Genomic DNA, 12,060 nt, shown 5'->3' with positions numbered 1-12,060 from the left:
GAAAATTTAGATAAAAAGTCGTATCACTTTTTTATAAGTAACACTATGAAGATTGGCATTATCACCTTTCATCACACAACTAACTACGGCGCTACCTTGCAAGCCTATGCGTTGTCAAAAACGCTAGCTTCGTGGGGACATACTGTAGAAGTTATTGACTATAGACCTAAAGGAGCAGTTGCTTTTTACCTAAGACAGCTGCTGCCTGTTCGCAATAGAAAGCTTGATTGGAATCTAAACTTTCATAAGCATATTTTGAAGGCGCTTCAGATGCGTAAGTTCTTAGTCTCTTCGTTGAGTCTAAGTAAATTGAAGTGTTACTCAAGCGATAAACTGCGGGAAATTTTTGAAGGGTCTAACTACGATGCAGTGATTACTGGCAGTGATCAGGTGTGGTGCCTAGACACAAAATTCCGTGGTTTTGATGCTTCCTATTTTCTTGATTTTTTTGGCAAGACTGACAATTGCCTCAAAGTGAGCTATGCCCCTAGTGTCGGCGGGACACAATCATTTAAGAACAATAGAGAACAGGTATCGAAGCTGCTTGCGGAATTTGATCATGTGTCAGTTCGGGACTATCACAGTGCAAGGGTGATCCAGGAAGAATGCGGTATAGCACCCACTAAAGTTCTAGATCCTACATTTTTAGTTGATTATGAAGATGTTTTAGTGCCACCTAAAGCGAAAAATCCATATCTGTTGGTTTATAACCATAAAGAGTTGGGGCATATACAGAAGAAAGCCATTCAAGGGATTGCTGAATCAAAGAATCTTAAGGTGATTTCCATTGGTGATGCTTGGGATGTTGCCGATGATAGCTTCATCTCTGTTCATCCACGTGAATGGATAGGCTATTTCAAACATGCATCATATATTTTTACAAATACATTTCATGGCACTATTTTCTCACTTCTCTTTCGGAAGGATTTTACAGTTTTTGTAGGTAAAGGAAAACGTAATAAGGTATTCGATCTGCTCACTCCATTGGATCTGAAAGGACGAATTATTACTGAACTGACAGGCGATTATAAGGTTGATGGATCGCAGATTGATTATGACTTTGTCTATAAAAAACTTAGTCCTCAAATTGATAACTCAAAAGCCTTCTTGGCGAAAGCTTTAAATCGTGTCTGTTTGCCTGTCTAAGGAGGCTTGAAGTCATGGGTGATTTTCACAAAAAGATTTTATCAATATCCCAGAAGTTTCCGCCAGAAACGACCCCTACTGCCATTCGCTCTAGTAAAACACTAAAGTATCTGCCAGATGCTTGGCAGGTTCATGTTTTATCTGGCAACCAAAATGCGACCCTAGAGGGGGCGCAGACTCACTTTGCTCGATCTTGGCTGCCTGAAAAACTGCTTAATTTTATTAGATCGATTAAGTTTGGCAAATTCCTAGATTGGTTTGTCTGGCCTGATGAAGATATTTTTTGGTTGTTGCCTGCTGTTTTCAAAGGCATAAACGTTATCAAAACCTATGATATTGATTTAATCATTGTCTTCCTCAAACCCTATTCTGCAGGCCTCATTGGTATTTTGCTGAAATGGCTAACGGGTAAACCTCTGGTTATTAATGTCTGTGAACCTTCAACCTGTGATGATCTCTATGCGGTTTTTCCAACTAAACTTCACTACTATCTCAACCGTTGGCTCGAAGACATTTATGTTAGACAGTCTGATGCTATTGTTTATGTATCACAACTAAGTTTAGAACAGGTATGTTCTAGGCAGACTAAAGAGCAACATTCTAAATTTCACCTTATCCGTGGCGGGGCTGATCCTCAAGATTTTCAAGGGATTATTGGCAGTAACGCTGTCTCAAATGATTTTAAAATTGTCTTCACAGGTGGTATGACAGGCTGGGAAGAATTTTTGAACTTCCCGAATCAGAGCGTTATTAAGAAGCTACGTCACGCATGGATGAACTGGGGACGGTACTTTAATGTCAATGTTAACCCTGCTAGCTCAAGCCCTATTTTTATTGGTCATGCTATTAAACAGGTTGTTGCTCAGAATCCTGATTGGGCAGGTAAGATCAAATTAAAGATCTACGGCAATAAATTTGAATCAGCATCAGCCGTTTTAAAGGATCAGGACCTATCTGATGTGGTGACTGTAACCGGACCGGTGCCATATAGTGACGCACTCCAGAAACTGCAATCGGCAAATTTGTTATTTATGCCTTTACCCGATCGTCTTGACGGAACTCCTGGCGATCGCATATCGCTCAAAACCTACGAGTATTTGATGACTGACCGCCCCATTTTGGCCGCTGTGCCACCCGGTGAGAATCGCAACTATTTGAGTGATAAGCCAGGTGTGCATTTAGTTAATCCCTTTGATGTGAAGGCGATGGCTCAGGTGCTTGAGCAGCTAATGGCTAAACATATGGTAGGCGAAACGTTAGTGGTCGATAGGGTCGAGACGCAGAGAAAGATTAGTTATTCTAGGCGAGGAGATGAATTAGCAACGCTAATTCTTGATGTTTTGCATAAGGCAGATGATGGCAAGTCCTTGACAGGGCCACTAGTCATGGGGACGACAAATATTTCTGGGCAGAGATGAATCCTTTTCCAGGCATAGGTTAGAGAACTATTTAGCGTATTATTACATCGATGGAATCTAGTCCTAAAAAGCTACTCATGATTTTCCCCTCCACATTACGTGGAGGTGTGGAGCAATATAACCTCACAGTTTCCGGAGGGGCTGTAAGGCATGGATGGGATGTGCATGCTGCGTTTCCCAATGTGCATGGGACGGCTTCACTAATTCAAGATTTTGTGGAAAGCGGTGTAACCTATCACCCACTCTCCATTGCTGAAGATAGAAACTGGCTGCCGGGCATTGCTCGACATGTGCCTCGTTTTTTTAGAACATTACGGTTGTTGATGACGCTTAAACCTGATGTTGTTCAAATCACCTTGCCTGCTCCAGAATATTGTTTTGCCAGTATCCTTGCCTGTGGACTGTTGAAGATTCCAACGGTTGTACGATTTGGATTGGTTTTGCCACTGGAGATACCGGTTAATCAATGGCGAGTTAAGCTTTATAACTGGGTTAGAACTCGTCAGCAACAGTGGGTGGTGATTTCACAAAATAATAGACGTTTACTATCTAATCTGTTTCAAATTCCTGAAAGCGAACTTACGTGTATCTATAACGGTGCTAACTCAGATGCGTCTCTTCCATTAACGGCTGCTCAGCAGCAAACATGTCGTCGGCAAATTCTCGACGAGCTGACGTTACCTGATACGACCAAGTTACTGATCACCGTTGGTCGGTTGAATTTTCAAAAGGGCCATTGTGATTTAATCCCAGCGATTTCGCACATTATTCGAGATTTTCCCGATGTGCGATTCATTTGGGTTGGTGATGGCGATTTGCGAGGGACTCTAGAGAGTCAACTAAATGAGTATCAGGTTACAGATAAAGTCTTTCTTTTAGGCTATCGTTCAGATGTGTCCCAATTGTTACAAGCATCTGACTTATTTGTATTTCCCACTCATTTTGAAGGGGGACAATCATTTGCTATAGCAGAGGCGATGGCGTCTGGCTTACCGATTATTACCTCCAATGCCAGTGGCATTCCAGAAGTGATCCACCATCAAATCCATGGGCTTGTTTTTAGAACAGGGGATAGCTGTGATTTGCTGGAGTCTGTTCGCTGGGCGCTTAAACATCCTGACGAGATGAAGCAGATGGCAAATAATGCCTGCGATCGCGCTCAGAACTTTACTGAAGAAAAAATGCTCCAGAACTATATAGAGATTTGGCAAAACCTTTGCCGGGCTGTCCCTAGTTCTGCCCAAACGTTGTCGCCGTTGCTCAATACCGATCGTGCTTAGTTCCATGAGAATCTTACTTATTTCCTGCCGATTTCCTACGGATCTTAAACGAGATGTTCAGGGCACCTTTAGGCGGTTTAATTTATTTCTGGATGCGTTGAAGGCGATGGCACAGCTTGACGTCCTGTTTTATGTGCCAGCGGATGTCGATTGTTCTGTGGATGCGATCGCAACTCACCAAAAAGCCCTATCAGAACATTGGGGAGCACCCATTAACCTGTTCCTATGCCCGCAACACACAGCTGATAATTCAAGACCCAAATGGCAGCGACAGTTTGCCCCCATCTTTGACTATCGTGCCCAGGGGAATTTTGTGGCAACTAGCGCGGCTAAACAGGTAAAGGCTTTAGAGACTTGCTTAGAACGGCAGCCCGATGCAATTTTCTGCCATCGCCTAGAATCAATGACGCCTATTTTGCAAACTCAGAAAACCCTGCCGCCATTGTTCTTTGACCTGGATGATGTTGAACATATTTCGTTTGCCCGTCAGATTCGTCAGCCGCCTACTCGATTGATAACAAAGCTTTATTACTTGCAAATTCCTGCCCTCTGGTGGGGAGAACGGCGCAGCGTGCAAACAGCTCTACGCACATTTGTTTGTTCTCAGTTAGATCAGCAATATTTGACTCAGCAAGGACGACTAAAGGGAGTAGTGAGCGTGCCCAATGCAGTGGCAATTCCCAAGCCACAATCCCTCTGCCCTGAACCTACCATCATGTTTCTCGGCGGCTATTACTATTACCCTAATCTCAATGCCGCTAACTTTTTGATTGAGCAAGTCTGGCCCCAGATTACCAAGGTCAGATCCGATGCTAAGTTAATCATTGCTGGCACCCATCCTGAGAATATTCGCAGCTATCACTCAAGAATTCCGGGAGTGGAGTTTACTGGCTTTGTTGAAAATTTGGATGAGCTCTATGCCCGTAGCCGAATAGTCTGCTGCCCAATTTTGTCGGGTAGCGGCACCCGTGTCAAAATTATTGAGGCCGCAGCCTATGGCAAACCCATTGTCTCCACTTCCATTGGCGCTGAAGGATTATCTCTCAATGACGGTGACGATGTACTGATTAGAACGTCAGCCCAGGGGATGGCGCAAGCCTGCATTGACTTGTTGAGCAACGATCATCTCTGTCAACGTCTGGGCTCTGCTGCCCACCAACAAGCGTCTCAGCAGTACGATCGCGCCAACGTTATTCAGCTGATTCAAAACCATGTGCGAGCTGCTTTGGCACCAGATTCAACAGTTAACGTGCCTTCATTAGCCACCTCTTAGTTCAATACTCTTTTGATGATGGATAATCCTTTAGAAAAAACGCATAATTCAGAACTGCCACTGATTAGTGTGATTATTCCCACCTATAATCGCCCGGCTTATTTAAAAGAAGCGATCGCAAGTGTCGTTAATCAAACCTATGCCAATCTTGAGATCATTGTTTCGGATGACTGTAGCGATCACAGTCCGGAAGACATGGTTAATTCATTTCAAGACCCCCGCCTGCGCCTCAGACGTAATTCTAGAAATCTGGGTGTTGGCTTAAACACGAGCTATGCTTTTGCTGAGTCTAATGGCAAATATGTGGCCAGTCTCAACGATGACGATCGCTGGGCCAGCGACTTTCTAGAAACACTGGTGCAGCCGCTGGAAGAAAATTCAGAATTAGTGCTGGCGTTCTGTGACTATTACGTGATTGATGACAATGGTATTGTCCAATGGTCAGCCAGTAAAAAACAGACTCAAAAAGAAAAACGTCATCACCTACAAGAAGGTGTTTATCAGCCTTTCTGGAAGATTGGTTTAGTTGATCAGGCGGTCTTTACCGCATCCGCTGCATTAATTCGTAGGGCTGCTGTACCTTGGGAGCAGCTATTTAAGGCAGGGGTGTTTTGGGATTACTACATCGCTTATCTAGCCTGCCGTTCAGGGAAAGGGGCCTACTACTGCGATGAGCGCTTGGCCTATTATCGGGTGCATGCTCAGTCTGAAAACATGGTTAGTGGAAACCGTAATATTCAGGCAAAAATCCGTAAGGGCAAAGCTGCTACATTTTGTCATCAACAGTTTATGGAGGATGAAAATCTCCAAGACTATCGGCCTTATTTTCAACGGGAATTGGCCCACGCCAGTACTACCTTAGGAATTGGTTTTCTGCGGCTTGGGCAGCTTGACGATGCCCGTTTTCATCTGAAACAAGCCTTACGGCATCAGACTTTCAATTTGCGTACGCTGGTGGCACTTAGCGCCAGCTACCTACCACAGTCCATGGCCTACTCCTTAGCCCATATGCGCAGTCCTGGACTGTTCACAAGATTCCGATAGCAGACAGCGCCGGCTATTTATTTTCTGATGCTAATAATTCCAAGACAGATTTCTGAGATAGACCTCTAACGCCATTAGATGATCTTGCAAGAGCAACAACCAGGCAATTATTTCCCGAGCCATGGCACGTTTTCATGGCTGCGTTTTCGGCCTGCGTTAGCCTGGACCGGTATTCTGAGCTTGGTGCTAATCACAGGCCTGGGCACGGTTGCTGGAGCAGGCAGCCTGTTACGGCTGTTATTTCCATTGATGGCCACTGCCGTCGGTGTTTTGTTGTATGTGCGTTATCCCTTACTCTACATAGGATTTACCTGGTGGATTTGGTTTTTAACGCCCCTGGTACGTCGGTTAATTGATCAGCGCAGTGGTTGGCAAGATCCTAGCATTGTCTTATTGGCACCCCCTTTGGTGACCTTAATCTCTGCTGCCACACTGGTGCGCTATTTGCCGAAGATTCATCGTCAGGGGGGACTGCCCTTTATTCTCTGTTTTGTCAGCGTCTTTTATGGATTTCTGATGGGCCTAGTGCAAAACTCGGTAGCAGGCACCCTTGTTGCATTGTTAAACTGGCTGCCCCCACTCCTATTTGGCTTTCACCTATTTGTTAACTGGCGTCAATATCCTGTGTGTCGTCAAACAATCCAGCGCACCTTCCTCTGGGGGACTTTGGTGATGGGGGGCTACGGCGTATGGCAGTATCTAACAGCTCCGGAATGGGATCGCTTTTGGTTAAGCAATGCGGTGGATACAAATGTGTTTGGTTATCCAGAACCCTTAGGGATTCGGGTATGGAGCACGATGAATTCTCCTCAGCCGTTTGCAGCTGTGATTATGGCAGGGCTGATTTTGCTGTTGAGTAATCGCGAAAGCATAAAGTTTGTTGCCACTGGCGTCGGATATCTCTCCTTTTTACTGACCCTGGCTCGCTCAGGGTGGCTGAGCTGGGTGGCTGCGCTAATGCTTTATCTGCCCTCACTTAAATCACACTTGCAAGTTAGGTTGCTCATTACTCTAATGAGTATGGCTTTATTGGTGGTTCCATTAGCCTCCGTAGAGCCCCTGGCCAGCGAGATTGCTCCTCGATTAGAATCTCTGTCAAACACCCAAGAGGATGGTAGTTATCAAGCCCGTTTGGATGGCTATAACGAGTTGCTCGGGCAGGCTCTTACTGAAGGTGTGGGTCGCGGTTTGGGAACGGTGGTAGAAAGTAGCCGTTTAGGAAGCCAGGACAGCGGTATTTTGACATTGTTATTTTCTTTGGGGTGGATGGGAACAATTCCTTACATTACCGGAGTATTTTTGATCTTCTTCAAGCTGTTTGAGGGAACCGAAGCGAGTTTTGATACATTTGCCAGTGCATCGCGTGCGATCGCATTTGGCATTTTTGCTCAGATGGGTCTCAATGTCTCCATGGTGGGTGTTGTTGGCATGGTGCTGTGGGGCTTTTTAGGCATTGGCCTAGCGGCATCCCGCTATCATGCCAAATCCAAATTTGAGCGTTATGAAATTTGGGACCAAAATTAACTCCATAATCTAAACAGTTAAAATCATGATTGCTAAAGGCCTGATTAAAAATACAAAATATCGAACAGGACACATCATGGGACGCCATGAAATCCTGTTTCAGTTCCTTCCTTTTTCTGAAAAAAACCGATGGAAGAAAATATCACCTGATAAAGATATTTGTATAGAAGGGTTCCCCCGCTCGGCGAACTCTTTTTTTGCGAAGATGTTTCGGTTGTATAATCCGACTGCTAAAGCCGCGCACCATATGCACGCGCCATTGCAGGTCATTAAAGCTGTCAACTATGGCATTCCCTGTGTTGTGTTGATTCGCAATCCCATTGATGCTATCGCTTCTGTTTTGGTGGTTGATCGTACTCTGTCTACACGTTTTTCCATTCAAAGCTACATCAATTTTTACGAGAAGATTTGGCCCGTTCGCGATGATGTCACCATTTCAGACTTCAAAGATACAACCCAACGCCCTCAGTATGTGGTGGAAAGAATCAACCAGCGCTATGGCACTTCATTTCATATGGAGCCCATTACCCCTGAAACCCGAGATACGATTTTTAATCAGCTACAGGAAACTCAAAAACAACTGAAACAACCTGAGCATTTAGTTGCTATTCCAACTGTAGCTAAGGCTCGAATTAAACAGGATGTGCTTCAAGAACTGAAAGAACATCCGCTCTTACCCACCGCTAATTCGCTCTATCGGAGATTTTTGGAAATCTAAACCTATGAAATCGTTGTTGTCACCCTGGATTCAGCGTCGTCAGTATTTGCTTGTGTTATTGGTGAGCACTGTATTTGCCTGTAGTACGGTGCTGCCAGGTCAATCCCAGAACCCATCCGAAACGGCTCACGCGGCTAGCTCATTTATTGATTCACTGGGTGTTGTTGTCCATCTAAACAGATCCAATAGTGCCTACCGTAATTACGATTCCATTATTAAGCCGAGATTACAAGAACTGGGTGTGCGTCATATTCGAGACGGCGTTCGGCTAGATGATCGAGAAACCCAGCAAAAATTTGTGGATCTTGCCACCGTCGGTATCAAGTCCACGTTAGTAATAGATCCCAGAGATCAGCAAGATGCCTCCGTTGCCGTTGATATTGTGAAGGCAATACCCACAGCGGTCGAGGCGGTTGAAGGTCCGAATGAGTGGGATGTTTGGCCTGATTTATCCTACAAAGGACAGCCCTTTCCCCAGGGAGTAAGATTGTTTCAGTTTGAACTTTTCAATGCTGTCAAGCAAGATCCAGCCACCGCCAGACTTGACGTACTGAGCCCGACGGTGGCCCTTTGGCATAATGCCACATCGCTGGGTAAAGTTGTTTGTGATTATGGAGCGATGCATAGCTACCCCGGCGGCCAGCCTCCGACAGCGGGCTTAGATTGGCACTGGATTCCATCTACACGACAAATCTGTCCTGATAAGCCTCTGATCGCAACAGAGACTGGCTGGCATAATGCAGTTGCAGCTGAATCTGGTCAGCCAGGCATTTCAGAAGCAGCGGCTGGAAAGTATGTCCCTCGCCTTTGGCTGGAATATTTTAATCGCGATATTCAGCGAGTATATATCAATGAGTTCATCGACAAGTGGCAGACGGCTGATAAGGAGGGGAATTTTGGTATTCTGCGGCAAAATGGCACCCCTAAACCAGCGTTTACTGCGCTACAGAACCTAATAGCGCTATTGCGAGATGGGGAAGGTGTATTCTCGCCAGGTGCTCTCAGCTACACTATGGTTGGAGCAACAACAAATGTGCATCACACCTTGCTACAAAAACGGGATGGACGCTTTTATCTGATTCTCTGGCAAGAGGTGCCAAGCTTTGATGTATCCAACAAGCGAGATATTTCAGTGCCAACCCAGGCAGTGACAGTGAGATTAACCACGGCCATTAGATCCGCCAGCCTCTATCAACCCCTAAGGTCAACGGATGCTACGGCCAGGTATAACAATCCTCGGTCACTGGTCTTAAATGTTGCTGATGAACCCTTGGTGGTGGAGCTTACTCCAGCGTAGATGCAATATAGCTTGTGCTCTCTACGGCTTAACGAGTAGCGATTGATGCCAGAGATTTTGTATTCGATCTTTAAGAGTCAAAATGCCAAAACCATTTATTAGTTTATTTATTCCCAATCTTGATGGCGGCGGGGCGGAGCGAGTCATGCTCCACCTGGCGGAAGGATTTGCTGAGCGAGGATTTGCTGTTGATCTAGTGGTTGCCAAGGCTGAGGGAGCCTATCTATCGAATATTCCAGACAATATCCGGCTGATAAATTTAGAGGCCAAATCACCTGTACTTCTGTTTAAGACATTGGCCCTAAAACAGTATCTGAAGCAGGAACAGCCTGCTTTCTTAATCTCAACGCTGGATATTTTTAGCTCTGCTACTTGGGCAAAACTTTTAGCGGGGGTGAACACGCGGGTGGTGATGTGTGTTCAAACCAATCTGTCCCAACAGTTTCAAGATCGCCACGCCATGCTGATGCAAAAGATTAAGTGGGCGGTGGTCAAGCGGTTTTATCCATGGGCCGATGCCATTGTGACCGCATCAGAGGGGGTGGCCCGTGATTTGGAGCAACATACCCAAATCTCAATGCAGCAGATGACGGTTATCCATAACCCCGTGGTTACCTCAGACTTTACTCAGAAAGCGCAGGAAACCATTGCTCATCCATGGTTTGAAGAAGGTCAACCGCCTGTGTTGTTGGGGGTGGGACGGATTGTTAAACAAAAGAGTTTTGCCACCCTTGTACAGGCGTTTGCCCTTGTGCGTAAACAACATCCGGCACGGCTAATGATTTTGGGAGATGTAGATCCGCGAGAGCCTGAGGTTAAGCCTGAGTTGGATGCCTTAATTGAAAAGTTTGGATTACAGGACGATGTGTTGTTTCTGGGCTTTGTGGAGAATCCCTATGCCTATATGGCGAGAGCCAATGTCTTTGTGTTGTCGTCTATCTATGAGGGCTTTGGCAATGTGGTGGCAGAAGCGATCGCAGCTGGCACCTCGGTGGTATCCACTGACTGTGAGAGCGGTCCGGCGGAAATTTTAAACAAGGGTCAGTACGGTGCACTGGTGCCGGTGGGTAACTATGAAGCGATGGCTAATGCTATCGTCTCGACCCTGAAAGACCCCATGGATACCACGGTGCTGAAGGCGCGATCGCAAGCCTTCACCATAGACTGCATCGTGCGCCAATATCTAGACGTCTTGAACAGTTTACAGGCTATGCAACAAACCACTGCTGGAGCCATATAATGCGAGTCCTACACATCCTCAACCATATTCAAAAAGTAGGGAATGGGATTGTCAACGTTGCGGTGGATTTGGCTTGCCTTCAGGCTCAAGCTGGATATGAGGTCAGTGTTATCTCTGGTGGCGGTGAATATGAAGCATTGTTGGACCAATATCAGGTGACCCATTTTCGGTTAAACCAAACCCGAACCTGGCGTAATTTGATGCATGCAGCGTCCCAGTATCGTACAATCGTGCGTCAGGTAAAGCCTGACATTGTCCATGCCCACATGATGACAGGGGCTGTCCTGGCTCGCGGTTTAAAGCTTTGGAGTAAATACGGTTTAGTAGCAACCGTTCACAACGAATTTCAAGAAAGCGCCAAGTTCATGGGTCTGGCCGATCGCGTCATTGCCGTGAGCCAGGCGGTGTCTAAATCGATGCAGCAGCGAGGTATTCCCACACGCAAGCTGCGAGTTGTCACCAACGGCACCCTTGAAAGTCCTCGGGTAGGTGCCTTAACAGAGTGCTCTCCTGCCTATTTACAGCGCCCAGCAATTACCACAGTGGCTGGCATGAACTCTCGCAAGGGAATTTCTGAGCTGATTGCGGCATTTGAACGAGTGGCTTCAGATTTTCCAGAGGCCCATCTGTACCTGGTGGGCCATGGTCCGGAAAAAGAGCAATTTCAGTCCCAGGCCCGCCAAACCCGTGTAGCACATCGCATTCATTTTGAAGGGTTTCAGTCTGATCCTCGCGCCTATCTATTATCGACAGATGTTTTTGTTCTAGCCTCCCATCGAGAACCCTTTGGATTGGCTATCTCAGAAGCCCGAGAAGTTGGTTGTGCCATCGTCGCTAGTCACGTTGACGGCATCCCAGAAGTATTGGAGCATGGCAAAGCCGGGTTGTTAGTGCCACCAGGCGACAGTCAGGCCCTGGCCACAACCATAGCCGATCTGCTGAAGCATTCTACCAAACTCAATTATTGGAAAGAACAGGCTCAAAAAAATCTTGACTGGCTTAATGCTACCCGTGTTGCCACCGAAACTCTCGGAGTATATGACGAGCTCAAACCCAATTGACTGATATAAAAAACTACTCCCTATTACCTATTACCCCACTCCCTACTCCCCAACTTAAA

At 46.0% G+C, this 12,060-nt stretch carries 10 protein-coding genes; all 10 read left to right on the top strand.

Annotated features, from left to right (window positions below; translation table 11 throughout):
- The first annotated feature begins 45 nt into the window (after positions 1 to 45).
- The 10 genes from SPB21_RS01920 to SPB21_RS01875 all read left to right on the top strand — a co-directional run bounded on the left by SPB21_RS01920 (position 46) and on the right by SPB21_RS01875 (position 12,001).
- On the top strand, positions 46 to 1,146 hold the full coding sequence (locus SPB21_RS01920; protein WP_499057296.1) for a polysaccharide pyruvyl transferase family protein: 1,101 nt from the start codon (positions 46 to 48) through the stop codon (positions 1,144 to 1,146).
- A 14-nt stretch (positions 1,147 to 1,160) separates the two neighbouring features.
- Positions 1,161 to 2,564 (top strand): glycosyltransferase, encoded by a 1,404-nt coding sequence (locus SPB21_RS01915; RefSeq protein WP_499865235.1) that lies wholly within the window; start codon positions 1,161 to 1,163, stop codon positions 2,562 to 2,564.
- A 50-nt stretch (positions 2,565 to 2,614) separates the two neighbouring features.
- Positions 2,615 to 3,844 (top strand): glycosyltransferase family 4 protein, encoded by a 1,230-nt coding sequence (locus tag SPB21_RS01910; RefSeq protein ID WP_499865233.1) that lies wholly within the window; start codon positions 2,615 to 2,617, stop codon positions 3,842 to 3,844.
- Positions 3,845 to 3,848: 4 nt separating this feature from the next.
- On the top strand, positions 3,849 to 5,117 hold the full coding sequence (locus SPB21_RS01905) for a glycosyltransferase (protein WP_499865232.1): 1,269 nt from the start codon (positions 3,849 to 3,851) through the stop codon (positions 5,115 to 5,117).
- 15 nt (positions 5,118 to 5,132) lie between these two features.
- Positions 5,133 to 6,161, top strand: coding sequence for a glycosyltransferase family 2 protein (locus SPB21_RS01900; RefSeq protein WP_499865230.1), 1,029 nt, complete (start codon positions 5,133 to 5,135; stop codon positions 6,159 to 6,161).
- 78 nt (positions 6,162 to 6,239) lie between these two features.
- Entirely contained in the window at positions 6,240 to 7,685 is a 1,446-nt protein-coding gene (locus SPB21_RS01895; protein WP_163670878.1) for an O-antigen ligase domain-containing protein, read from the top strand.
- Positions 7,686 to 7,932: 247 nt separating this feature from the next.
- The gene (locus SPB21_RS01890) at positions 7,933 to 8,403 is read left to right on the top strand and encodes a hypothetical protein (RefSeq protein WP_163702756.1); all 471 of its coding nucleotides are present in this window, start codon (positions 7,933 to 7,935) and stop codon (positions 8,401 to 8,403) included.
- 4 nt (positions 8,404 to 8,407) lie between these two features.
- Positions 8,408 to 9,700, top strand: a complete 1,293-nt coding sequence (locus SPB21_RS01885; protein WP_499865229.1) for a hypothetical protein — start codon at positions 8,408 to 8,410, stop codon at positions 9,698 to 9,700.
- A gap of 82 nt (positions 9,701 to 9,782) precedes the next feature.
- Positions 9,783 to 10,940 (top strand): glycosyltransferase, encoded by a 1,158-nt coding sequence (locus SPB21_RS01880; RefSeq protein WP_499865227.1) that lies wholly within the window; start codon positions 9,783 to 9,785, stop codon positions 10,938 to 10,940.
- Entirely contained in the window at positions 10,940 to 12,001 is a 1,062-nt protein-coding gene (locus SPB21_RS01875; protein ID WP_499865225.1) for a glycosyltransferase family 4 protein, read from the top strand. Before SPB21_RS01880 ends, SPB21_RS01875 begins: the two co-directional genes overlap by 1 nt.
- Positions 12,002 to 12,060: the final 59 nt, after the last annotated feature.

It is taken from the genome of Leptothoe sp. ISB3NOV94-8A (assembly GCF_043421595.1).
Classification (GTDB): domain Bacteria; phylum Cyanobacteriota; class Cyanobacteriia; order Phormidesmidales; family Phormidesmidaceae; genus Leptothoe; species Leptothoe turfae.
The sequence above is the reverse complement of the archived record's forward strand: the minus strand, read 5'-3'. Positions and strand labels throughout refer to the sequence as shown.